This is a genomic window from Streptomyces sp. NPDC027189 (assembly GCF_055566975.1).
Genome location: NZ_JBVHRI010000016.1, coordinates 197,027 through 220,638, shown reverse-complemented (window position 1 = coordinate 220,638; position 23,612 = coordinate 197,027). Strand labels below are relative to the sequence as shown.

The following is a 23,612-nucleotide window of genomic DNA, read 5'->3' as shown; positions in this document are numbered from 1 at the left end:
GCCGCCCCCGGACCCCCGCTAAAAGACTGCGCAGTTCCCCGCGCCCCTGAAGGGGCGCGGGGAACTGCGCGACAAGCCCCCACGCACCCGCAGTCGAAAGAGTGGTCGGGACGGGTAGGGGCGGAGGGGGGCGAGAAACGCGTAGGGCAAGCCCGGGCTGTCAGGTCGCTCGGGCGTACAGCTGGAGTGACCGGTCCATGCCGCGGAGCTCGTACGCGTAGCGTTCCACGTCCTCGCTCACCCGGGTGAAACCGGCGCGCGAAACGACGCGCTGGGAGGGAGTGTTGGCCCGGTCGATGGCGGCGAAGAGGAGCTGGACGTCGTCGCGGACCAGGGCCCAGGCGGCGAGGGCGCGCAGAGCCTCGGTCGCGTAACCGTTGCCGCGGGCGTTCTCCGCGAGGTCGTAGCCGACCTCGGCGCGGCCCTCCTCGTCGGGCACGCCGTGGAAGCCCATGCCGCCGACGGCGCGCCCGTCCTCCCGGCGGACGAGGACGAACATGCCCCACTCCGGCCGGTGCACCCCGCCCTCGTACGCCTTCACGACCATTCCGGCGGCGTCCCGCGTGCCCTCGAACGGGCCGCCCTCGATCCACTCGAAGCCGCCCGTGCCCCCCGCGCGCAGCTCGGCGGCGGCCGCCGGGGTGACCCCCTGGAGCGTGAGCCGCTCGGACTCGATCACGAGGTTGTTGCTCCAGCGCCACTCGGTGACCGGGGCACGGCCCGGCAGTTCGCCGCGGCCGGTGGCCCACAGGAGGGTGCGCCAGGGGGAGGACGCCGGCCGGACCTGGGGAAATATCCGAGTCAGGACGCCCTCGCAGAGCGCGGCCGGGGGTTCGTACGCAAGCCCCAGCCCCTCCGCGATGTCGTGCGTGTGCAACAGGACTTCGGCGATGCCCATCGCGGCGAAGCCCTCGCGGTTCGCGCTGCGGAAGGGGTACGGGTGGAAGGCGCGTACCTCGCGCGGCGTCGTACGGACGGTGGCCGCGAACAGGGCGCCGGTCGTCTCGATCACGTCGACGACGCCCGCGTTGTCGGTGCCGTCCTCCATCACGATCTCGAAGGGCACGTACGCCTCGGTGGCCCGCCCGGCCAGCTGCCCCGCGTACGCGATGAGATCGCTGGAGATGTGCTCGGCCGTCCGCCGGCAACTCCACTCCAGGCCACCCGCCTTGACGGCTTCCCAGTCCCGCCCGGCAGCCGTACGCAGCAGCGCGACGCTCCCCGCGACGGCTTCCGCCACCTGGTCCGCGGCCAGGTGCCCGCTCACTTCCTCACCCGTGGCCTCGCTCACGTCCCCGCCCAAGCGCCCGCTCACGTCCCCGCCCATGTCTCCCATGCGGGCGAGGATAGGTCGGATCACGCCTCCGTACGCACCGATTTGTTCGCGGCGCCCGCCTTGGGCACGACGGTCACGACGCGCGAGGACTGCGTACGGCGATGCAGTCGCAGTGAGACGACGGCCACCCCGATCGCGGCCACCGTCATCGCCGCTCCCGCCCAGGCGGTGGAGGCGTACCCGAACCCCGCGTCGATGACCGCGCCGCCGACCCAGGGCCCGCCGGTGTTGCCCAGGTTGAAGGCGGCCGTGGTCGTGGCGCCGGCCAGGGTGGGGGCGGCCGCGGCGACGTTGAACATCCGGGCGTTGAGCGCGGGGGCGGTGTAGAAGCAGGCGATTCCGAGGAGGAAGGAGAGGGCGACGGCGGCGATCGCGTACTGCCCGAACAGCGCGAGCGCGATCAGGATGACGGTGTCGGCCGCGATGCCGCTGATCAGCACCGCGAAGAGGTGCGCGTCGGCGATCCGCCCGCCGATCGTCGTACCGATCAGCGCGCCGGCCCCGAAGAGCGCGAGCACGGTCGGCACCCACCCGTCGTCGAGCCCCGCCACGTCCGTGAGCAGCGGCGCGAGATAGCTGAACGCGCAGAAGACGCCGCCCGCGGCGAGCGCGATGACGCCGACGGACAGCCCGACCTGATGATCGCGGAAGATGCGCAGTTCTCGCTTGAGCTGCGGCTTCTTGTCGGGAAGGGGGATACGCGGAATGAGCGTGACGATCCCGACGAGGGCGATCGCGGAGGCCGCGCCCACGGCCCAGAAGGCCGATCGCCAGCCGAGCCCCTCCCCGAGGAAGGCGCCGGCGGGCACCCCCAGGACGTTCGCGATCGACAGACCGCCGATCATCACGGCCAGCGCCCGGGCCCGCGCGTTCACCGGAACCATCGCGATGGCCACCGCCGCGCCGACCGCCCAGAAGCCCGCACAGGCGAGCGCGCTGACGACGCGGGACGCGAACAGCACGGCGTACGTCGGCGCGAGTGCCCCCGCGACCTGGCCCAGGCCGAACAGCGCGATGAGGGCGACGAGGGTGGTCCGTCGGGGGAGCCGCAGCGTCACCACCGCGAGGAGGGGCGCCCCCACGACCATGCCGATCGCGAACGCCGAGATCAGCAGGCCCGCCTGCGGGATCGTGACGTTCATGTCCTCGGCGATGGGCGGCAACAGCCCGGAGAGCATGAACTCGCTGGTGCCGAGGGCGAACACGGAGAGTCCGAGGATGTAGACGGCCAGCGGCATACGGGGGCGGGGGTGATGAGCGGCGGGGACGGGCGTGTCGGATGTATGAGGCGTATCGGATATATCGGTCGCATCCGGGGGCAACGGTTCGGGGCTCGAGGGCATCGGCATCCTCCCTTCGTACGTGGTCCAGTGCCCGTCGTCGAACCGGTTTTCGGCGAGAGTGCGCGCATGCCCGAGCGCGAGAGTGCGTGAGCGATGTCAGTCGGTGAGCAGCTCCAGCTCGGCGCCGATGTTGTACCGCGCGGTGGCCTCCCACTGCGCCGCACCGTGCGGTGTGCGGAACAGGCGGGGCAGGTCGAGGAGTTGGCGAAGGATCGTGGCGCGGCCCTCGTGGAACGCCTCGTTGGGGACGAAGGCGTACTCCTGGCGGACGGCGGCGGTGTAGGCGGCGTACGCGTTCGGGGACGCAGCCAGGATCGCCAGGTCGGCGTCGCACAGGACCTGACCGTTGCGGTCGTCGTCGGCCGGGTCGTGGGTGACGGTGAGGCGGACCAGACGGGCGACCTCCGCGGTCCTCTCCTCGGACACCCCGGCCTCGGGGAGTGCGCGTTCGGCGAGGCGGGCCGAGCGCTCCTCGTTCTCGGAGCGGTCGGGGAAGTACACGGCGTCGTGGAACCAGGCCGCCAGGCGTACGAGGTCCGGGTCGTCCGCGTGCTTCTCCAGTACGTCGATGTGGTCGAGGACCGCCTGGAGGTGGGTGACGGTGTGGTAGTGGCGCTGGGGCTCCTGCCAGCGGGCGAGGAGGTTGTCCGCGTACGGGGCAGGGTCCGGGCCGGCGCCGGGTGTCCGGGCTCCTTCCAGGGCACGGGTCCAGCGGATGCGCAGGGCGTCGAGATCGGCCATGCGCCCATTCTCCCGTGTGGCGCCCCGCGCCCCTAGCGTGGCACCCATGAATACTGCTGACGTGCACGAGGTACGGGACCCCGAGCTGCCCGGGCGGCTCCTGACCATCGAGCGTGACGCGTTGATCCCGCTGTTGCGGGCCCGGCCGGACGAGGACTTCGCGCTGGCGACCGCCGCGTGTCCGGGGTGGACCGTGCGGGACGTGCTCGCGCACTGTTCGGCCGCGTTGATCCGGGTGCTGGAGGGGCGGTTCGAGAAGGGGGTGTTCTCGCCCGAGTCGAACGACCGGGACATCGCGGAGCGGGCCGCCTGGACGAACGCGTGGGTCGTGGACGAGCTGGAGCGCGGGATGACCGAGGCCGGGCCGGTGATCGCCGAGGCGGGTGGCGTGCTCGACCCGATCGCGCTGGGGGAGTGGGTGCACGCCGGGGATGTGCGCGAGGTCTTCGAGGAGCCGGGGGCGTACGCGGGCGACGGGCTGCCGCACGCGCTCACCCTTCTCGCGCAAGTCACCCGCCACAAGGGGCATCTGCCGCTGCACGCCGACCTCGACGACGTGGACGAGCCGCTGCGGTTGGGGAGTGTGCCGGGGGAGCGGCCGCCGGCCCGGTACATCGGGGGTGCGGCGACGCTGGTACGGCTGTACGCGGGGCGTCCGGTCGACGGGGAGCGGTATGAGCTGGTCGGGGCGGAGAAGGGGGAGCTGAACATCTTCGGCTGACGGCCCCTCCCTTTCGGCCGCGGGCCGGGGGGTTGTTCGCGCAGTTCCCCGCGCCCCTTTTGGGGGCGCGGGGAACTGCGCGATCTTTTAGGGGGATCTGGGGGGGGCGCAGCCCCCAGGGACGATGAGGGTCCCCCCGCTCGAGCGAAGCCGAGAGTGGGGGAGGGTAGGGGCGGAGGGGGCGAAAACCCCTGCCCGCGCCCCGACTCGGCGTGATCTTCTCGCGGCGGCAGCCCCACCCGCGTACCCTGAGATTGGACTAGACCTGTAGCCGCCCAAGGGAAGAGGTCCGATGATCAAGCGCAAGCGCGCAGTCCTGGAGGTGATCGCCCTCGGCGTGGAGGACGCGGTCGCCGCCCAGGCCGGAGGTGCGGACCGGCTGGAGCTGGTCACCGACATGGCCGCCGACGGGCTCACCCCACCGGTGGAGACCTTCGCCGGTATCCGCGCCGCCGTGGACATCTCGCTGCGCGTGATGCTCCGCCTCGCGGACGGGTTCGCCGCGGGTGACGTCGACGCGCTCGTCCGCGTCGCCGGGGAGATGCGCGACGCAGGGGCGGACGAGTTCGTGCTCGGCTTCCTCGACGAGCACGGCGGCGCGGACCTGGCCGCCGTGGAGCGGCTCGTCGCCGAGCTGGACGGCTGCCGCTGGACCTTCCACCGCGCGATCGACCGCGCCGCCGACCGCGACGCCCTGCGCAAGCAGCTCGCGGATCTGCCGGGCCTCGACGCCTACCTGACCGCCGGTTCCGCGGCGGGCGTCGACGACGGCCTCCCCACGCTGCTCGCCGAGGCCGCGCGCGGCGGTGAGCCGGGCTACGAGCAGCGGATCATGGTCGGCGGCGGCCTGCGTCTCGACCATGTGCCGCGCCTGCGCACGGCGGGCATCGACGCCTTCCACATCGGCGGGGCCGCCCGCCCGGGCGGGTGGACCGCGCCGGTGTCACCGGAGGCGGTACGGGAGTGGCGGCAGGCGCTGGACGCGTAGGGACGCGGCAGCACGCGACCTCCATCCCCGGCCCCGTTCACCACCACACCCCCGCCCCGTCCGTCCTCACCCACCCCTGACCCGAGGTCACGGATCTATATCCGAGCGGTAGTTGTTGTGTGCTGACCGCCCTCCCGCGATCACTCTCCGGCTCCGTGCGTGCATAGTAAAGACGCCCTGGATCGGCCAGGGCATGACAAGCCATGCCACGTCATGGCATGTCAAGCCACTACGCATGCGCGCGCCCGCGGGAGTGACCCGCACGCGCGCGAGGCACGACGCACGCAGCAACAGGGGGACAAGGCTCCATGCCATCCATACGCAGCCGCTCGCTCGCGGCCGCCGCAGCCGTGATCGCGGCCCTCATGGTCACCACCACGGCCTGTGACAGCAAGAAGGACGACGGGGCCGCCGCGCAGCCCTCGTCGTCCACGCAGGCGGACAAGAACGTCGACACCGGCCAGGACGACGACGGCTCCACCTCGCTCGGCGGCTACAAGCTGCCCGCCGGCATTCCCACCGACCTCAGCGGCGCCGCCCTGGAGAAGTGGAAGAACGGGGGGTGGAAGGACTACAGCGACTGGGCATCCAAGGCCGAGGACTTCGCCAACCCGTACATCAAGGACTTCTGGACGCCGGAGAAGATGGCCGCGGCCAAGTCCAGCATTCCGGTCGCGCAGGCGGGCAGCACCAGCTCCGGTTCGGGCAATGGTGCCACCTCGTACCTGCCCGACGGGACGGTGAAGCGGAAGGCGGCCACGAAGGTCAAGGCGACCTACCACCACTACGCGGCCCCCGTGGGCAAGCTGTTCTTCTCCTCGCCCGAGGGCTCCATGGTCTGCTCCGCCGCGGTCGTCACCGACCCGGCGCACCCGGGCAAGTCCAACATGGTGTGGACCGCGGGCCACTGCGTGCACGCGGGCAAGGGCGGCGGCTGGTACCGCAACATCGCCTTCGTCCCCTCGTACAACAACGGCGCGAGGCTGAGCAACCGGCAGATCACCAACCCGCGCGCCAAGTCCGTCTCCCCGTACGGTATTTGGTGGGCCAACTGGGCCACGACCTCGTCCCAGTGGATCAAGGGCGGCGGCCACCAGGGCAACGCGGCCTCGGCGTACGACTACGCCGTGCTGCACGTGAAGCCCGAGAGCGGCAAGAAGTCCCTTCAGGAGCGGCTCGGTTCGGCTCTGCCGGTGTGGTTCAACGCCCCGGCGGCCAACAAGGTCAAGAACATGAAGGTCCGCGGGTACCCCGCCGAGGCGCCGTACGACGGCTCGAAGATGTACGACTGCCGCGGCGCCACCAAGCGTTTCGTGCTGGCGAGCAACGCCCCCGCCCAGTTCATGATCGGGTGCACGATGAACGGCGGCGCCTCCGGCGGCCCCTGGTTCATGACGCACAGCGGCCGGACCTACCTGGTCTCCAACAACTCGCTGAGTGACCGCAAGACGTTCATCACCGGGCCACGCCTCGGCAAGAACGCCAAGCAGGTCTATCTGGCGACCAGCCGCAAGTTCAAGTAACGGCATCTGTACGGTCGTCGGTGGCCTCCGGCGCTCTGCGCCGGGGGCCACTCGCCGGTGCCCGCGTCGTCACGGCAGCCACCCCCGTCGCGATCACCATCAGCCCCGCCCCCACCAGCAGGAACCACCGGTCGCCGTACAGGGCGATGGCCAGGCTGCCGGTGCCGCCCGCCGCCGCGATGCCCAGGTAGAGGGCGCTGCTGATGAGCAGGTAGAGCGCGCTGCTGTTGAGGGAGACCAGGACGGGCGCGTTGGCGGGGTCCAGGGAGGCCACGCGGGTGATCAGGGCGACCGCGATCGACCAGCCGACCAGCGGGGTGAGCGCGGATGCGGCCAGCGCCGTCGGCATGGTGCGCAGGGTCCAGGGCGAGGCCGCCGCGAGCACCACGTACGCCGTGCTGCCGGTCAGGATCACCGCCCGTGGGCCCCACTTGTCCACCAGCCGCCAGCCGCCCGCCGGCCGCTGAGCCGCCGACCGAGGCGATGCCGGACACCAGGACCAGCAGCGTCAGCCGGTCCTGGTCGCCGCCCGTCGCGGGGGACGTGGCCCGGAGTCGGCGTGATCCAAGAGCAAGTCCCTAGCCCAGTTGTGCGGGCAGCGGTGCCGCGTGCGTGACGATCAGGCCCGAGACCGCTCGGGTCAGGGCCACGTAGAGGCGGCGCAGACCGGTCCGCTCGTCCGGCTCGCCGTCGACGACGCCCTGCGGCTCGTCCAGGACCACGTAGTCGTACTCCAGGCCCTTGGCGAGTGAGGCCGGCACCAGGGTCAGACGGGTCTCGGCCGTCGTCTCCTCGCCCGGGCCGAGGTACGTCAGGCCGGCCGCCGTCAGCGCCTCGGCGAGGACCGGGATCCTGGCGTCCGCGGCGATGAGCCCGATCGAGCCCTCGTTGCGCAGCAACTCCGCGCAGGCGCCGACCACTTCGGAGTCGGCCGCGCTCGGCCGTACCTCGAAGAAGCCCGGGTTCTCCCGCACCGACGCCACCGGCGTCAGCCCGGGCGCGATGTGCGGCAGCAGCCGGGACGCGTAGGTGATGACATCCGTGGGCACGCGGAAGCCCGCCGTCAGCTCCTCCACGACGGCCTCCGCCTTGCCGAGGTGGCGCAGCGCCTCGTCCCAGCTCCGGGTGGCCCAAGGGGTCGTCCCCTGCGCGAGATCCCCGAGCACGGTCGCCGAACCGGTCGTGCAGCGCCGCCCCACCGCCCGGTACTGCATCGGCGACAGATCCTGTGCCTCGTCGAGCACCACGTGCCCGAGCGAGTGCGTGCGCTGCACGAGATCGGTGGCCTCGTCGATCAACACGGCGTCGGCGGCGGACCACTTGGCCGACTTCGCCGACCGCACCGGCTTCTGCCAGAGGATCCTCTTCTGCTCGTCCTCGTCGAGCAGACCTTCCGCGTGTACGGCGAGGAAGTCCGGGTCGGAGAGCAGCCGCAGCACGAGCTTGGCCGGGTCGACGGGCGGCCAGATGGCCTTGACCGCGGCCTTCACGGCGGTGTTGCGGGCGACGGCGTCCTGCACCCGGTCGTCCGGCGCCTCGCCGGACCGCTCCATCTGGACCAGCACGGCGTGCGCGATGCGCTGCGGAAGGGCCTCGCGGGCGGCGCCGTAGCGGATGTCGCGGTCCAGCAACTCCCGGACGATCTCTTCGAGTTCGTACGCCGCCACGCGCCAGCGCCGCGAACCGCGTACGACCATGACGGGCTCGGTCGGCAGCGTCACATGGGAGCGCACCGCCCGCCGCAGCACCTTCGCCATCCGGGCGTCGCCCTTGATGACGGCGGCGGCCGCGTCGTCGCTCCCGCGCACCTCGACATGCGCGACGAGATCGTCGACCGTCGCCTGCTTGACCTCCAACTCGCCGAGGGCCGGGAGGACTTGCTCGATGTAGTGCAGGAAGGACTTGTTCGGCCCGATGACCAGGGTGCCGGTGCGGGCCAGCCGCTCCCGGTGGGCGTACAGCAGATACGCGACCCGGTGCAGGCCGACGGCGGTCTTCCCGGTGCCGGGGCCACCCTGCACGCACACGGACCCGGCGAGCCCGCTGCGGACGATCTCGTCCTGCTCCGGCTGGATGGTCGCCACGATGTCGCGCATCGGGCCGACGCGCGGCCGCTCGATCTCCTGCTGGAGCAGTTTGCTGGTGGTCGCCGCCTCGGCCGGGTCCGACAGATGCTCGTCCTCGTACGCCGTGAGGTCGCCGCCGGTGTAACCGAAGCGGCGCCTCAGCCCGACGTCCATCGGATCCTTCTTCGAGGCCCGGTAGAACGGCTGCGACACCGGCGCGCGCCAGTCGATGACCATCGGGTCGCCCTCGGCGTCGTGCACATGCCGCCGCCCGATGTAGAACCGCTCGCCCTGCGCGCCCTCCGCCTTGTCGGAGCCCGGGGCGTGCAGGTAGTCGAGCCGCCCGAAGAACAGCGGGGTGTGGCTGAGGTCGGCGAGGGCCTTGATGCGCTCGTCGATCTGCCGGTGCAGCACTTCGGCGTTCACCCAGTTCGCGGTGACGTCGCTGATGTCGAGGTTCTCCACGTCCTCGCGCATCGCGCGCAGGGCGGCGCGGGACGAACCGAGGTGGGTCCGCTCGCGGGAGAGGGGATCGTCGGACGGGTAGTCGGACGGGTAGTCGGACGGGGTGGACACGGGGGTTGCCTCCGGGGCCTGCTGCGGGAGTGATTCCGTCGAGGAGCTGCCGATGGTTCTGCGTGGAATCGGTGGCAGTGCGTGATTCCTGGGCGCCGTCCGGTTTCCGGCCGGGCGGCAGCACTCCGTGAAGGGAGGCGGGCAAGAGCGGAGATTCTAGGTGACCGGAGCATGTGGGGGCCAACGGTTTTTCCGCGGCCTCAGGGACGCGCCCCCGGGGCCCTAGGGGTCGGGGTCCGTCGTGAGGCGTACGCCGGGCGGCCCGCAGGTGTACGAGGGGGCCGCCGAGGTTCGGTCCGCAGGCCGACGCCATTCGGGGCCCGGCGTTCCACCATGGATACATGAGCGCAGCCACTTTCACCCCAGGACCTGTCCACCCCAGCCCATCGAGCGGCGCGACCGCCGCCACCTCCACCCACCACCGCCACCGCCTCGGCGACGCCCTGCGCGCCATCAAGGTGTTCGCGGAGGCGGCCGTCGGAGTGGTGCTCCTCGGCGAGTACGGCGAGGAGGCAGGCGTACGACGCCGCTGATGCCCACGCCAGTGACCGGCACACCCGGCTCACGCCGGTGACCGGTACGCCCGGCTCACGTGAGCGGTACGCCTAGCTCACGCCGGTGAGCCGCACGCCGGGCTGAAGGGCCCGGACACTAGGGTCACTCCGTGCTCCGACGGAACGTGACCGCCGCGTCACCCACCGAAGTCGCCCTGCTCGCCGTCTCCTTCGTCGCCTTCTGCGCGCTGTGCGTCGCCACGCACGCCCCCATGGCCGACGCGCTGGTCTACCGGGCCGAGGGCGCGGCCGTACTGCACGGCACGGATCTCTACGGTTTCACCGTCACCGAGTGGCAGCTGCCCGCCACCTACCCGCCCTTCGCGGCGCTTCTCTTCGTGCCGACGGCCTGGCTCCCGCCGGACGCCCTCAAGGTGGCCTTCGTCGCCGGGAACGTGGCCCTGCTGGCCGTGCTCGTCCGGCTCTCCTGCCGTCTCGCCGGACTCCCGGAGCGGCTCCCCGCCGTCTGCGCCGCCACCGCCCTCGCCCTCTGGCTCGAACCCGTCTTCCAGACCGTCCTCTTCGGCCAGGTCAACCTCGCCGTCGCCTGCCTGATCCTCTGGGACCTGACCCGGCCGCAGACCGCGCCCGGCAGGGGAGTGGCCCTCGGCATCGCGGCGGGCGTGAAGCTCACCCCCGCCGTCTTCATCGCGTATCTGCTGCTCACCGGCCGCGTACGCGAGGGAGTGACGGCCCTGGCCGCGTGCGCCGGGACCGTACTGCTGGGGGCGCTCGTGCTGCCGTACGCGAGCGTGGATTTCTGGACCCGGCGGCTGTACGAGACCCACCGCGTCGGCAAGGCGTGGATCGTGGACAACCAGTCGCTCCAGGGGCTGATCGCGCGTGCGCTGGGGGAGCCGTCGCCGGGCCCGGCGTGGGCGGTGCCGGCGCTGGCCGTCGCCTGCGCGGGCCTCTGGCTGGCCCGCCGCACGGCCATCGGCGACGACCGCCGGGGCATCCTGATCACCGCCCTCACCGCCCTCCTCGTCTGCCCGATCAGCTGGTCGCACCACTGGGTGTGGTGCGTACCGCTGATCGCCGTGGCGGCGGCGGACGGCCGCAGGCGTACGGCGGCGCTGGTGGCGGCGGTCTTCACGGCCCGCACGCTGTGGCTGATCCCGCACCAGGGCGCGCTGGATCTCCGACTCCCCTGGTGGCAGCAGCCGTTGGCGTCGCCGTACGCGCTACTGGCGCTGGTTCTGCTGCCTCAGCTGTCGGCGTCGTCGCCGTCGGCGTTGCCGACGTTGTCGGCCAGCAACTCGTCCGCGTCGACGATCCGGTAGGCGTACCCCTGTTCCGCGAGGAACCGCTGCCGATGGGCGGCGAAGTCCTGGTCGATGGTGTCGCGGGCGACGACGGAGTAGAAGTGGGCCTGGTGGCCGTCGGCCTTGGGACGCAGTACCCGGCCCAGCCGCTGGGCCTCCTCCTGCCGTGACCCGAAGGTGCCCGAGACCTGGATGGCGACGGTCGCCTCCGGCAGGTCGATGGAGAAGTTCGCGACCTTGGACACGACCAGGACGCTGATCTCGCCCTCGCGGAAGGCGTCGAAGAGCCTCTCGCGCTGCGCGTTACTGGTCTCGCCCTTGATGACGGGCGCGTTCAAGTGCTCGCCCAGCTCGTCGAGTTGGTCGATGTACTGCCCGATGACGAGGATCTGCTGGCCCGCGAAGCGGCGGACGATCGCCTCCGTGACCTTCCGCTTGGTCTCCGTCGTCGCGCAGTAGCGGTACTTCTCCTCGGTCTCGGCGGTGGCGTACGCGAGCCGCTCGGAGTCGGTGAGATTGACCCGGACCTCGACACAGTCGGCCGGCGCGATGTATCCCTGCGCCTCGATCTCCTTCCAGGGCGCGTCGAACCTCTTGGGCCCGATCAGCGAGAAGACGTCCGACTCGCGCCCGTCCTCGCGCACGAGGGTCGCGGTGAGCCCCAGCCGCCGGCGCGCCTGCAGATCGGCGGTGAACTTGAACACGGGCGCGGGCAGCAGATGCACCTCGTCGTAGACGATGAGCCCCCAGTCCCGCGAGTCGAAGAGCTCCAGGTGCGGATAGACGCCCTTCCGCTTGGTCGTCAGCACCTGGTACGTCGCGATGGTGACCGGCCGGATCTCCTTCCTCGTACCGCTGTACTCGCCGATCTCGTCCTCGGTCAGCGAGGTCCGCTTCACCAGCTCGTGCTTCCACTGCCGGGCGGACACGGTGTTGGTCACGAGGATCAGGGTGGTGGCCTTGGCCTGCGCCATCGACCCGGCCCCGACGAGCGTCTTACCGGCACCACAGGGCAGTACGACGACGCCGCTGCCGCCGTGCCAGAAGTTCTCCACGGCCTGCTTCTGATACGGCCGCAGCGCCCACCCGTCCTCCGCCAGCTCGATGGGGTGCGCCTCCCCGTCGACGTACCCGGCGAGGTCCTCGGCCGGCCAGCCCAGCTTCAGCAGCGTCTGCTTGATCTGCCCGCGCTCGGAGGGGTGCACGGCGACGCTGTCGGGGTCGATCCGCGCCCCGACGAGCGGCGCGATCCGCTTGGACCGCAGCACCTCTTCGAGCACGGGCCGGTCGGTGGTGGTGAGCACCAGCCCATGGGCGGGGTGCTTGCTGAGGGTGAGCCGCCCGTAGCGGTCCATGGTCTCCGCGATGTCGACGAGCAGCGCGTGCGGAACCGGATACCGGCTGAACTCCACGAGCGCGTCCACGACCTGCTCGGCGTCGTGCCCCGCGGCCCGCGCGTTCCACAGCCCCAGCGGCGTCACCCGATAGGTGTGAATGTGCTCGGGCGCCCGCTCCAGCTCGGCGAACGGCGCGATGGCCCGGCGGCAGGCGTCGGCGAGCTCGTGGTCGACCTCGAGGAGCAGCGTCTTGTCGCTCTGGACGATGAGGGGTCCGTTCACACCCGTCCCTTTCTGCGTGCCGACACCCCTGCGCGGATGACCGGCCAAACGTCCAGTGTGCCTCAAGGGGCGATGATCACGGCTGGTCGTCCGCCAGCTCCGACACCCCCGTCACGCGGTGCAGCGGATAGGTGCGGACTTCGTCAGCGGTGTGGTCGTACGCCGTGACGAAGCCGCCCTCGACGCGGATGGGGGCGATGACGCGCTGGCTCGCGGAGCCCTCGGCGTTGACGTAGCCGATCCAGAGGGACTCGCCGGTGAGGACGGCGGCCTGCATGGTGGCGAGGGTCTCGGCGGAGCTGGTGCGGGGGAGTTCGCCGTTGCCCGGGCGATCGGTGGCCGGGGCCGGCTTGCGGGGGGTGGTGGAGGCCAGGTCACCGGCGCGGATGGCGCGGATCGCGGCGCCGAGGAGGGTGGCGTCGGGGGCCGGGGGGCCGTCGGGGACGGGCTCGGGGGCGCTGCGCGGCGGGGTGCGGTGGGCGTGCGCGCGGGTGATCAGGACGTCGCCCTCGGCGGACTCGGCGGCGGGCGCGAAGCCCATGGAGCGGAGGCCTTCGAGGAGGGTGGCCGGGTCGGCCTGGGCGGCCAGCACCGTGGGCGCCAGGCGGCGCAGGCGGAGTCCGGCCGAGCGCTTGTCGGCGAGGATCTCGTTCAGCAGCGCGTCGTCGTCGCAGCGGACGTACGCCGATGCCGCGCCGATCCGCAGATGGCCGTGTCTGCGCGCCACGTCGTCGATCAGATACGCGAGCGGCTGCGGGACGGGGGTGCGGGAGTGGGCCGCGAGGAAGGCGTGCAGGTCCGACGCCGAGCGGCCCGCGTCCAGAGCGCGGCGTACCGAGCCCGGCGTGAAGCGGTAGACCGTCGCTCCGCCCTTCGACTCCACGTCCGCGAGGACGCCGAGCGTGTCGGCCAGGGGGCGCTCCAAGGGGCCCGGCGCGACCGCGGTGAGGTCCGCCTGGAGGAGGACGTGGTCCAGCGGCTCGGGGAGGAGCGGGGCGAGCAGGCGGGCTGCCCGGGCGGCGGCCGCGGCCCGTTCGGCGGGGGAGTGCGGAGCCTCGGGCAGCGGGTGGTGCCGCTTGTGGACGGGGAGCTTGTCGCCGGGACCGGCGGAGTCGGTGTCCCGGGCGGTCCCCGACGGGAAGCCCAGCAGCGCCCGCCCCTGCGCGGACAGCGCTCCGCGGCCCGTAATGCCCAGCAGCTCCGCCTCGGACAGGGTCCAGCGGGCCAGCCGGGTGCGCAGGTCGTCCGTGGCGTCCTGGGGGCCCCGCAGGGGGCGCTCCCAGTGGAGGCGGGCGAGGACGGAGTCCTCGGCGGGGGAGGCGCCCTCGGGGAGCGCGGCGAGGAAGGCGAGGACGCGGTGGCGGACCTCCGGAGCGGCGGAACGGTCGAGGCCGGGGCCCAGCGCCGACAGCGTACGGTCCTTCGCGTCCCTCCCCCCGACCAGGCCCGCCGTGCGGGTCGCGGCCAGCCATGCCGAGGCGAGCCGCGCCCAGCGCTCGGCGGCGGGCAGCTCCAGCCACTCGTCGTACGCGGGCGTCGCCGCGTACCGCTCGTCGGCCTCGCCGTCCGACGCCAACAGGCCCGCCGCGTAGGCGAGTTCCACCCAGAACGCGGCCACCGGCTCCGCCGCGTCGAGCGCCACCGCCGTCCGCTTCAGGTCCCGCACGCTCAGCCCGCCCGCGCGCAGCACGGCCGGACCGCCCTCGTGCCAGTCCTTGAGCAGCTCCTCGATGGTCGCCAGCGCCGTGTACGCCTGGCCCGCGGCCGCGGCGTCCACAACCTGTGGACGGTGTATCCGCGCGGGCTCGACGGCCGGCGCCACCGCCTCCGTCGCCCGGTGCGCGCGGCCCGCCCGCAGGTGCAGGGCGACCTCCCGGGGCAGTACGACCGTGCCGGGCGCCGTCGGCAGCAGCAGCCCGCGGTCGATCAGCCAGCGCAGATGGCGGGCCGGGTCCGCCGTCACCTGGCCGTACGGCGGTCCCCACACCAGCCGGGACAGCACGTCCACCGACTCGGCGGGGGCCTCGTCGAGGAGCGCCGCCATGCGGGTGCGGTCCGTGAAGAGGCTGCCGAGCGCGGCGACGGCGGACACCGAGTCGTGGGTGGTCGGCAGCCCCGCCGCCGCCACGATCTCCTGGATGCGCCCCGGGGACATGCCCGCCGTCGCCTCCGCGACGGTCGGTCCGAGCCCTGTCGGGGACGGGTGCTGGGGGGACGGGGCGAGCAGCTCCCGGGCCGTCCGTACCAGCCGGAGGCGGTCGTCGGGGCCCCACACGAGGGCCTGCTCGCCGAGCGTCCCGATCGCGCGCGGGAACGCGGCCGTGACCGCCGGGTCGGCGTCGTCGCCCGCCATCAGCCCGAGCAGCTCGTCGTACGTCGCCGGGTCCGACGCCACGGCCAGGGCCTCCGCCGTCTGCAGGGCGAAACGGTCCAGGCGCTCCAGGGCGCGGACGACCGAGGCGCGGGTGCCCGCGCGGGTGGCGAGCTGGGTGAGGTCCGTGGGGACGGGGGTGATCAGGTCCGGGCGGGACCTGAGGAGCGCGGACAGTGAGGCGTCGTCCCGCGCGCGGAGGGCTTCCGCCAGGGAACGCGGAGCGGTCTCGGTGCTCATCCTGTCAACGGTAGCGGGTGGGGCGCGGCCGGGGTGTTGTTCGCCCCCTCCGCCCCTGCCCGTCCCGTACCGGCCTTTCGGCTGCGGGTGCGCGAGGGGGCTGGTCGCACAGTTCCCCCCGCGCCCCTGACAGGGGCGCAGCCCCCAGGGACGCGACGGGCAGGGGCGGAGGGGGCGAAAAAACCCGGTACCTTCGTCAGCACGGGGTATTCAACGCGCGCGCCCCGGAGGGGACTTCGTGGGGATTGAGAGCGACCAGCTGGTCTTCGACTACCTGAGCCGGGTCGGCGACCTGGCCCAGCAGCGCCAGCTGCCGTCCGCGACCCGCATGCGTCTGGTGTCGGAGCTGCGCAACGAGATCGACCGCCGCAGGGCGAAGACGACCGTCGACAGCCCGTCCGCCGTCCGCCGCATCCTCGCCCGCCTCGGCACCCCCGACGAGATCGTCGCGGCGGCCGGCCAGGGCGGTGACGACGCGGCGCCCGGGACGGAGAGGTGGGCCGCCGTCCCCACCCAGCCCGCCACTGAACCGGAGCCCCGCCCCAAGGGCCTGCGCCGGGTCGTCCCGAGGCCGCGCCCCGCGGAGCCGGAACCCACCGAGAACCGCGACGTCCCGTCCCCGCCGCACCTGGCGAGCGCGCAGGAACTCGGCGACAGCGCCACACAGCCGGACTGGTGGCGCGTGGACAGCAGCCCGTTCGGGCTCGACGACAGCGTGCCGGGGTTCGTCGGAGGCGTGGAGATCCCGGAGCTGCTCAAGCGGCCGCCCGAGAAGAAGCGGGACGAGGAGGCGAAGCCACCGAAGGAGACGGTTGCGGAGAAGGAGCCGGAGGCCGAGGAGGAGACGGACCGGACCCGGCGCCGCCTCCTGCCCAGCCTCAGCGGCTGGAGCAACCCCCTCCTCCTGCTCGCCGCCGCGCTCCTGGTCGCCGGCGCCGTCCTCGGCAACTGGTTCGCCCTGGGCCTCGGCTGGCTCATCGCCTACGGCTCGCGCCGGCTGACCCCCGCCGAGTCGAAGTGGGCGGTCCTCGTACTGCCCGGCCTGGCCGCCACGACCGGCATCGTCTGGCTCTGGGGCCGCACGAACGGCCGCTGGGGTGCCCCCATCGCCGAGGGCCATATGAACGACGCACTCACCGAGACCTGGCCCTGGGTCGTCCGCGGCGCGGCCGTGACCTCCGCCCTCTACCTGGTCTGGCGCTCCCAGCGCCAACGCTGACGGGCGGACCGCCCCGCCTCGCGGACGCTGGGCACAATGGCCCATATGACTTCCCCCGCGCTGACCGTCGGCTTCGACCTCGACATGACCCTGATCGACTCCCGCCCCGGTATTCACGCCTGCTACCAGGCGCTTTCCGCGCGGACAGGGACGTACATCGACTGCGATCTGGTGGTCACACGGCTCGGGCCGCCACTGGAGGACGAGCTGGTCAACTGGTTCCCGGCGGAGGATGTCGCCGCCGTCGCGGATCTCTACCGTGAGATGTACCCCACATACGCCATCACCGGCACGCTCGCGATGCCCGGCGCCCGGGAGGCGGTCGCCGCCGTGCGGGCGTCGGGCGGGAGCGCCGTCGTCGTCACGGCGAAGTGGGAGCCCAGCGCCAAGCTGCACCTGGAGCATCTGCGCATCGACGCGGACGCGGTGGTCGGCAACCTGTGGGCCGAGCAGAAGGCGGAGGCGCTGCGCGAGCACGGCGCGAGCGTGTACGTCGGCGACCACACCGGAGACGTACGCGGCGCCCACACGGCGGACGCGTACTCCGTCGCCGTGGCCACCGGGCCGTGCGACGCCGCGGAGCTCCGCGCGGCGGGCGCGGACGTCGTCCTCGCCGATCTCACGGAGTTCCCGGCGTGGCTGGAGGAGTACCGCCGCTGAGCGGGGACCACCGCCCCGGCCCGCGCGAGGACCTGCCGTCCTAGCCCCGCGCCGCGCGCGCCCGGCGGCGGCCCTCCGCGATGGACTGGAGCACCCCGGCTCCGGCCAACAGGAATCCGACACCCATGAGCATGCTCAAGCCGAACATGTATGTCGGAAAAGGAGTCGTACCGAGCAGCAGCGGTGCCACGGTGACCAGAGTGGCCACGGCTCCGATGAAGAACACGATGGCACCGGCACGGATCAGCCGGTCACCGGCTTCGGCGGAATTCGCTTGGGTTTTGTCACGCACCGGACCAGGGTAGTTCCCTGCGCGAAGGAACAATCCAGCGACGTCTTGTCAGCAGCCGCCGGACCATTAGCCTTGGTACCGGCGGGTCAGACGACCCGCTGTAGTGCTATCCAGAGCCGTTTACGGGCAGTTGCCCGCGCAGTTTTCAGAGCAGTTTCCGACGAGTACGAGGACGAGGACAGACGTGCCTACCGGCAAGGTCAAGTGGTTCAACAGCGAGAAGGGCTTCGGCTTTCTCTCCCGCGACGACGGCGGCGACGTCTTCGTTCATTCCTCGGTCCTGCCCGCCGGAGTCGATGCTCTCAAGCCCGGCCAGCGCGTGGAGTTCGGCGTCGTCGCCGGTCAGCGCGGTGACCAGGCGCTTTCGGTGACCCTCCTGGACCCGACCCCCTCCGTCGCGGCCGCGCAGCGCCGCAAGCCGGACGAACTGGCCTCCATCGTCCAGGACTTGACGACCCTCCTCGAAAACATCACGCCGATGCTGGAGAAGGGCCGTTACCCCGAGAGGGCCTCCGGCAAGAAGATCGCGGGCCTGCTGCGAGCCGTCGCCGACCAACTGGACGTCTAGTCGGACGTATGGACCCCGCTGGGGCCTGTCCGGCGGATCAGGTCGGAGGGGAGCTGCGGCGCCTCATAAGCGCAGATGGGCGTGCCAGGGCCCGCGTCTCCGACATGAACTGCCGGGACAGGTCCCTAGGGGAACGCGAGCGCATCCGGGCCGAGGGGCGGCACCAGCCCCTCGGCCGCCGCACGTGTGAGCAGTCCGCGGATGGCGGCATACCCGTCGTCGCCCAGATCGGCCGTGAACTCGTTGACGTACAGGCCGATGTGCTGGTCCGCGACCTTCGGATCCATCTCCTGGGCGTGTTCCAGGACGTAGGGGCGGGAGGCCTCCGGGTCGTCCCAGGCGGCCCGGACCGAGGCGCGGGTCGCCTCGGCGAGGGCCTTCAGCCGCTCCTCGCCCAGTGAGCGCTTGGCGATGATCGCGCCGAGCGGGATGGGCAGCCCGGTCGTCCGCTCCCAGTGCTCGCCCATGTCGGCGAGTTTGTGCAGCCCGTAGTTCTGGTACGTGAAGCGTGCCTCGTGGATGACGAGCCCCGCGTCGACCTTCCCGTCCCGCACGGCCGGCATGATCTCGTGGAACGGCATGACCACGATCTGGCCGACCCCGCCGGCCACGACGTCCGCGGCCCACAGCCGGAAGAGCAGGTAAGCGGTCGACTTCTCGCTGGGCACGGCGACCGTACGCCCCGTGAGGTCCGCGTTCGCCTCGCGGGTGAGCACCAGGGGCCCGCAGCCCCGCCCCAGCGCGCCCCCGCACGGCAGCAGCGCGTACTCGTCGAGAACGTACGGCAGCACGGCGTACGACACCTTCAGCACGTCGAACTCGCCGCGCTCGGCCATGCCGTTGGTGATGTCGATGTCCGCGAAGGTGACGTCGAGCGCGGGCGCGCCCGGCACCCGGCCGTGGGCCCAGGCGTCGAAGACAAAGGTGTCGTTCGGGCAGGGCGAGTAGGCGATCTGCAAGGGCTCGGGCAGCTTCTCAGGGCTCATGTGGGTTCCAACTCTCCAGTACGGGTGCGAGCTTCCCGAAACCCTCGGTGAGAGCGGCGAGAGCGTCGCCGATGCGCCAAGCGGCGCGGTCGCGCGGGCCGACGGGGTTGGAGACCGCGCGCAGCTCGAGGACGGGCACACCATGAGCCGCGGCCGCCTCGGCGACCCCGAACCCCTCCATCGCCTCGGCGAGGGCGCGGGGGTGCCGGGCGCTCAGCTCGGCGGCGCGCGCGGCGGTGCCGGTGACGGTGGAGACGGTGAGCACCGTCCCGGCGCGTCCACCCGTGGCCGCGGCGATCGCTCGTACGAGTGTTTCCGGTGGACGGTGGCTGACGGTTCCGAAGCCGAGTCCGGTGACGGGGACGAAGCCGTCCGCGGTGTCCGCGCCCAGATCGGCCACGGTGATGTCGTCGGCGACGACGAGCGACCCGACGGGGGCGTCGGGCTGGAAGCCGCCGGCGATGCCGGCCGAGACGACCAGGTCGTACGGTTCGCCGCCGATCGCGGCCGCGGTGAGCGCGGCGGCGGTGGAGGCGGCGGCGAGAGCGGGGCCGACGCCGGCGGCGAGCAGGTCGAACCGGGGTGCCCCGCTCGTTCGGTGGAGCGTCACCCCGGGGAGCGGGACCTCACGGAGCGGGCCGGCGAACGCCCCCGCCACCGCGTCCCGTTCGGCCGGGACCGCGGTGGCTACGAGGACACGTACCGCGGAAGACGTGGTCAGGAGTCCTTCTTGAGCTTGAAGGACCACAGACCGGTGACCGTCTTCTCGCCCTCCTTGATGGAGACGAGCGTGGAGTTGCCGCTGGCGCCGTACTGGGCGTTGAAGAACACGCTGCCCGGGATCGTGCGGTACGTCTTGTTGCTGGAGTCGGTCAGCGGCTGACCGTTCATCAGGATCGTCCAGCCCTTGTCCGCGATCTCCGGTTCCACGCCGAACCGCACGGTCTCGTCGGGGTCGACCTTGATGGACTTGATGTCCTTGGACTTCAGGCAGCTCGCCAGATCCGCGGTCTTCACCTCCTTGCCGTCGTTGTAGCAGTCGGTCTCGGAGCTCACCGAGTTCTTGCCGACCGTGATGGTGGCCAGCGGCGTCGGCTTGTCACAGGCGGACAGGACGAGAAGTCCGGCGGATACGGTGCCGACGACGGCAACGGCGCGACGGCGGCGCGCAGCGCTGAGTCCATTAGCGGCTCTGCCGCGGGGCAGGGATGTCATGTCGGAAGGCTATCGGGCACGTCCAGCGCTCTCCCCACGTGGGGTACGGCGTGCCGTGCCGTGCCCCCGCCTGGCCGCCCGGCTCAGGCCACCCGGGGCCGCACGGCTCCACCGTGCCGCGCCGAGCTCAGCAGCCCCCGTGCGGTCGTCAGCCATCCCGCGGCGACGATCGCGGCGGCCACGGAGAGCCCGAGCGTGCCGTTGAGCGGCAGCGCGATGCCGATGCCGCCGCCGATGACCCAGGCCATCTGCAGCAGCGTCTCGGAGCGGGCGAAGGCGGACGTGCGGACGAGTTCCGGGACGTCCCGCTGGATCAGCGCGTCCAGGGACAGCTTGGCGAGGGCCTGGGCGAACCCGGCGACCGCGGCGAGACACGCCACGAGGGCCGCGCCGAAGAACAGGGCGGCGATGATCGCGGTCCCCAGCACGAACGCCACGACCGTCACGATGATGATCTCGGGAGCGCGCTGTTTCAGCCAAGCTCCGACCGCGGTGCCGAGCGCGTTGCCCGCGCCGGCCGAGACGCCCACTATCCCCAGCGAGACCGCCGCGCTCTCGCCGGTGAGCGGGTGCTCGCGGAGCAGGAAGGCGAGGAAGAAGATCAAGAAGCCGGAGAGGCAGCGCAGGGAAGCGTTGGCGCCGAGCGCGTGCGTGACGGCCGTGCCGACGGTCCGCAGTCCGGGCCGCCGCACCTTTTTCTTGATCAGCTGCGGCCCGTGCAGATGCTCCTCGTCCGCGGCGAGCAGCGCCCTGTCCTCGCCCTTGGCCGAGTCGACCTTGTGCGGCAGCGTGAACGACAGGAACGTACCCGCGATGAAGATCAGGAAGGCGCCGTAGAGCGGATAGCGGGGGCCGAGCACTTGCAGCCCCGCCCCGATCGGCGCGGCGACGCCGGTGGCGAGGAGCCCGCCGAGGGTGACCCGGGAGTTGGCCTTCACCAGGGAGAACTTGGGCGGCAGCAGCCGCGGCACGACAGCACTGCGTACGACCCCGTACGCCTTCGACGCGACCAGCACTCCCAGGGCCGCCGGATACAGCTCGATGCTGCCGGTGACGACCGCGCTGGAGAGCAGCAGTGCGAGAAAGGCCCGGGCGAGCATCGCGCCCGCCATGGCGGCGCGGCGGCCGTGCGGGAGGCGGTCGAGGAGAGGGCCGATCACGGGGGCGAGGAGGGTGAAGGGCGCCATGGTGATGGCGAGGTACAGGGCGACGCGGCCGCGGGCCTCGTCGGTCGGGACGGAGAAGAAGACGGTGGAGGCGAGGGCGACGGTGATCATGACGTCCCCGGCGCCGTTCACCGCGTGCAGCTCGATCAGCTTGCCGAGCCCCGACTCACCCGCCCCGTGCGCGTGCGTCGCCTTCCGGATCCCGCGCGCGGTCCCCGTCACCGGGAAGTGCAGGGCACGCCCGACCGCACGGACGGACCCACTCACCCGGCCCGATCCGCCACTCCGACTGCTCCCCTTGGCGCCGCCACCGACTCCGGTGGCTCCCTGGGGCGCCCTTGCGGCTGCCACTCCGTCATAGTGCCCCGAGATGGGGGTGCGTAGTGCGGTTACCGCGCGTATGGGGGCCGAGTGGGGCGGGGCGGGATGTCGGGGTGTGCTCGGGGGAAGTCCTTCCCGGAGCCTTCCGGGGGCGCACGCCGTGGGCGCACGTCGTGGGCGCACGCCGGGGAGGAGCGATGGGGAGGAGCGCTGGGGAGTCGCGACGGGGAGGAGCGACGGGAACGAGCGACGTGGACGAGCGTCCGGGCGGAGCCCGAGGGACGGACCGAGTCGGGTGGGCGGGCGGGAAACACGGCGCGGAGCGCCGAAGAAACCGCCGCGGAGCGGCGTGAAAGCGCCCGCGGAGCGCCGAAGAGCCGCGCGCGGAGCGGCGAGGACCCGGCCGCGGAGCGGCGAGGACCTGGCCGCGGAACGGCGAAGACCTGGCCGCGGAGCGGCGGAAAGCCCGGCGCGGAGCGCAGAAGAGCCCCGCCGGTGTGGGCCCAGGGGCCAGGAGAAGGTAGCGTGCGTAACGCGCCTGCGGCGATTGTTCTCGGCCGCGCGCCTCTCGGCCATCCCGCAGAATGGATGGCGTAGGTGCGCCCGAGTGCGATCGGGCGCGGACGTCGACGCGGTCCCCCGGTCCGCTCCGTCCGCACCCCCGCCGAGAAACGGCGCACCCGTGAGACGGCGTAGGAGAGAAGCGATACCTGTGAGCGCAGCGACAACGCGAAGCCGCACCCCCGACCGCCTGTGCGCCGAGGCCGTCGACCTCGCCCGCGCCGCCGCCGAGGAGGCCGCCGCACCCGGCATCGTCGGCGATCACGTGGGGCTGGTCTCCGAGGGGGACCGCGTTGTCACGCACTTCTTCGAGTGCAAGGAGCTGGGCTACCGCGGCTGGCGCTGGGCGGTGACCGTGGCCCGCGCCTCCCGCGCGAAGTTCGTCACGCTCGACGAGACGGTCCTGCTGCCCGGTCCCGACGCCCTCCTCGCTCCCGAGTGGGTGCCGTGGAGCGAGCGTCTGCGGCCCGGTGACATGGGGCCGGGGGACCTGCTGCCCACGGACGCCGAGGATCTCCGCCTCGAGCCCGGTTTCACCGGCGAGGACGAGCCGCCGCCGAACTCGCCGGTCTCGGAGGAGATGGCCGAGCTGGTGGAAGCGGAGGACGCGGAGGTCGCGGGCGGGAGGCCGGCGACGCTGCCGGTTGCGCCTCGACGTGGCTCGATCGCCGCCGTGGCGGAGGAGCTGGGGTTGCGCCGTGCGCGCGTCCTGTCCCGGTACGGGCTGCATGTCGCGGCCGATCGGTGGGAGGAGGGGTACGGCCCGAAGACCGCGATGGCGCAGGCCGCGCCCGCGTCGTGCGTCAGCTGTGGCTTCCTCAACCCCATCGGGGGCTCGCTCGGACAGGCGTTCGGTGTCTGTGCCAATGAGTTCTCGCCCGCCGACGGGCACGTGGTTTCCCTCTCGTACGGCTGCGGTGGGCACTCCGAGGCCGCGGTCATGCCGAAGCCTCCGCGCCCGGCTCTGCCGGTGATCGACGAAACCCGGGTGGACCCCTTCCCGCTGCGGCCCTCCCCGGATTCCGGTTCGGTCTCGATCACGACGGACGAGTCGGCGGAACTCGGTCACTCGTAGCCCGGGGATCTGTTTTCGCCCCCGTCGCCCCTGCCTATTCCCGTACCTGGGGGGCTCTGCCCCCCAGCCCCCCGGGTTGTTCGTTCGGTGCGGGCCGGTGGGGGCTTGTCGCGCAGTTCCCCGCGCCCCCAAAGGGGCGCGGCCCCCAGGTGCGAGACGGTAGGGGCGGAGGGGGCGAAAGACCCTGGCGCCCGCACCGGCGCGGG

Annotated in this window: 21 protein-coding genes; 9 read left to right on the top strand and 12 right to left on the bottom strand. The window is 72.4% G+C overall.

The features are described 5' to 3' along the window. Positions 1–160: 160 nt before the first annotated feature. From ACZ4RZ_RS32730 to ACZ4RZ_RS32720, 3 genes are all read right to left on the bottom strand, one after another. On the bottom strand, positions 161–1,240 hold the full coding sequence (locus ACZ4RZ_RS32730) for a GNAT family N-acetyltransferase (protein ID WP_467750139.1): 1,080 nt from the start codon (positions 1,238–1,240) through the stop codon (positions 161–163). A 116-nt stretch (positions 1,241–1,356) separates the two neighbouring features. After that, a complete protein-coding gene (locus ACZ4RZ_RS32725; protein ID WP_467750137.1) occupies positions 1,357–2,574 on the bottom strand; it encodes a Cmx/CmrA family chloramphenicol efflux MFS transporter in 1,218 nt (405 codons plus the stop codon). 201 nt (positions 2,575–2,775) lie between these two features. Then, positions 2,776–3,420: an HD domain-containing protein gene (locus ACZ4RZ_RS32720; protein ID WP_467750127.1), complete on the bottom strand. Its 645-nt coding sequence runs from the start codon at positions 3,418–3,420 to the stop codon at positions 2,776–2,778. A gap of 46 nt (positions 3,421–3,466) precedes the next feature. Between ACZ4RZ_RS32720 and ACZ4RZ_RS32715 the strand changes: the two genes are divergently transcribed. From ACZ4RZ_RS32715 to ACZ4RZ_RS32705, 3 genes are all read left to right on the top strand, one after another. Then, positions 3,467–4,141 carry a maleylpyruvate isomerase family mycothiol-dependent enzyme gene (locus ACZ4RZ_RS32715; protein WP_467750125.1) on the top strand — a complete coding sequence of 225 codons (675 nt, stop codon included), beginning with the start codon at positions 3,467–3,469 and terminating at the stop codon, positions 4,139–4,141. 292 nt (positions 4,142–4,433) lie between these two features. After that, positions 4,434–5,129: a copper homeostasis protein CutC gene (locus tag ACZ4RZ_RS32710; protein WP_467750123.1), complete on the top strand. Its 696-nt coding sequence runs from the start codon at positions 4,434–4,436 to the stop codon at positions 5,127–5,129. Positions 5,130–5,437: 308 nt separating this feature from the next. Continuing rightward, the gene (locus ACZ4RZ_RS32705; protein ID WP_467750121.1) at positions 5,438–6,652 is read left to right on the top strand and encodes a trypsin-like serine peptidase; all 1,215 of its coding nucleotides are present in this window, start codon (positions 5,438–5,440) and stop codon (positions 6,650–6,652) included. Here ACZ4RZ_RS32705 and ACZ4RZ_RS32700 read toward each other — a convergent pair. After that, complete coding sequence (locus ACZ4RZ_RS32700) at positions 6,645–7,091, bottom strand: hypothetical protein (RefSeq protein WP_467750119.1); 447 nt, start codon at positions 7,089–7,091, stop codon at positions 6,645–6,647. The two genes, ACZ4RZ_RS32705 and ACZ4RZ_RS32700, sit on opposite strands and share 8 nt — an antisense overlap. A 139-nt stretch (positions 7,092–7,230) precedes the next feature. Beyond that, positions 7,231–9,294, bottom strand: coding sequence for a HelD family protein (locus ACZ4RZ_RS32695; RefSeq protein ID WP_467750117.1), 2,064 nt, complete (start codon positions 9,292–9,294; stop codon positions 7,231–7,233). Positions 9,295–9,635: 341 nt separating this feature from the next. Here ACZ4RZ_RS32695 and ACZ4RZ_RS32690 point away from each other — a divergent pair, with 341 nt between their 5' ends. Beyond that, entirely contained in the window at positions 9,636–9,827 is a 192-nt protein-coding gene (locus ACZ4RZ_RS32690) for a hypothetical protein (RefSeq protein ID WP_467750116.1), read from the top strand. Positions 9,828–10,003: 176 nt separating this feature from the next. Beyond that, on the top strand, positions 10,004–11,131 hold the full coding sequence (locus ACZ4RZ_RS32685) for a glycosyltransferase 87 family protein (protein ID WP_467750136.1): 1,128 nt from the start codon (positions 10,004–10,006) through the stop codon (positions 11,129–11,131). On the opposite strand, the gene ACZ4RZ_RS32680 is transcribed toward ACZ4RZ_RS32685, so the two are convergent. Further along, positions 11,056–12,732, bottom strand: a complete 1,677-nt coding sequence (locus ACZ4RZ_RS32680) for a DNA repair helicase XPB (RefSeq protein ID WP_467750114.1) — start codon at positions 12,730–12,732, stop codon at positions 11,056–11,058. The genes ACZ4RZ_RS32685 and ACZ4RZ_RS32680 overlap by 76 nt on opposite strands. A 76-nt stretch (positions 12,733–12,808) precedes the next feature. After that, positions 12,809–15,343, bottom strand: coding sequence for a helicase-associated domain-containing protein (locus tag ACZ4RZ_RS32675; RefSeq protein WP_467750112.1), 2,535 nt, complete (start codon positions 15,341–15,343; stop codon positions 12,809–12,811). Between the two features lie 238 nt (positions 15,344–15,581). Here ACZ4RZ_RS32675 and ACZ4RZ_RS32670 point away from each other — a divergent pair, with 238 nt between their 5' ends. Continuing rightward, positions 15,582–16,562 (top strand): hypothetical protein, encoded by a 981-nt coding sequence (locus tag ACZ4RZ_RS32670; RefSeq protein WP_467750110.1) that lies wholly within the window; start codon positions 15,582–15,584, stop codon positions 16,560–16,562. Positions 16,563–16,598: 36 nt separating this feature from the next. Further along, positions 16,599–17,222, top strand: a complete 624-nt coding sequence (locus ACZ4RZ_RS32665; RefSeq protein WP_467750109.1) for an HAD family hydrolase — start codon at positions 16,599–16,601, stop codon at positions 17,220–17,222. A 40-nt stretch (positions 17,223–17,262) separates the two neighbouring features. Here the strand turns inward: ACZ4RZ_RS32665 and ACZ4RZ_RS32660 are convergent, their stop codons facing one another. After that, entirely contained in the window at positions 17,263–17,514 is a 252-nt protein-coding gene (locus tag ACZ4RZ_RS32660) for a hypothetical protein (RefSeq protein ID WP_467750107.1), read from the bottom strand. A 184-nt stretch (positions 17,515–17,698) separates the two neighbouring features. On the opposite strand from ACZ4RZ_RS32660, the gene ACZ4RZ_RS32655 reads away from it, so the two are divergent. Beyond that, complete coding sequence (locus tag ACZ4RZ_RS32655; protein ID WP_467750105.1) at positions 17,699–18,082, top strand: cold-shock protein; 384 nt, start codon at positions 17,699–17,701, stop codon at positions 18,080–18,082. 125 nt (positions 18,083–18,207) lie between these two features. Here ACZ4RZ_RS32655 and ACZ4RZ_RS32650 read toward each other — a convergent pair whose 3' ends face one another. The 4 genes from ACZ4RZ_RS32650 to ACZ4RZ_RS32635 all read right to left on the bottom strand — a co-directional run bounded on the left by ACZ4RZ_RS32650 (position 18,208) and on the right by ACZ4RZ_RS32635 (position 21,800). Then, the gene (locus ACZ4RZ_RS32650; RefSeq protein WP_467750104.1) at positions 18,208–19,068 is read right to left on the bottom strand and encodes a 1,4-dihydroxy-6-naphthoate synthase; all 861 of its coding nucleotides are present in this window, start codon (positions 19,066–19,068) and stop codon (positions 18,208–18,210) included. Then, positions 19,058–19,816, bottom strand: a complete 759-nt coding sequence (locus tag ACZ4RZ_RS32645) for a futalosine hydrolase (RefSeq protein WP_467750102.1) — start codon at positions 19,814–19,816, stop codon at positions 19,058–19,060. The genes ACZ4RZ_RS32650 and ACZ4RZ_RS32645 overlap by 11 nt, the downstream gene beginning before the upstream one ends. Beyond that, a complete protein-coding gene (locus ACZ4RZ_RS32640) occupies positions 19,786–20,283 on the bottom strand; it encodes a DUF2771 domain-containing protein (protein WP_467750101.1) in 498 nt (165 codons plus the stop codon). The genes ACZ4RZ_RS32645 and ACZ4RZ_RS32640 overlap by 31 nt, the downstream gene beginning before the upstream one ends. An 83-nt stretch (positions 20,284–20,366) precedes the next feature. Then, positions 20,367–21,800, bottom strand: a complete 1,434-nt coding sequence (locus ACZ4RZ_RS32635; protein WP_467750100.1) for an MFS transporter — start codon at positions 21,798–21,800, stop codon at positions 20,367–20,369. A 682-nt stretch (positions 21,801–22,482) separates the two neighbouring features. Here ACZ4RZ_RS32635 and ACZ4RZ_RS32630 point away from each other — a divergent pair. Then, the gene (locus ACZ4RZ_RS32630) at positions 22,483–23,406 is read left to right on the top strand and encodes a DUF3027 domain-containing protein (protein WP_467750098.1); all 924 of its coding nucleotides are present in this window, start codon (positions 22,483–22,485) and stop codon (positions 23,404–23,406) included. Positions 23,407–23,612 lie beyond the last annotated feature (206 nt).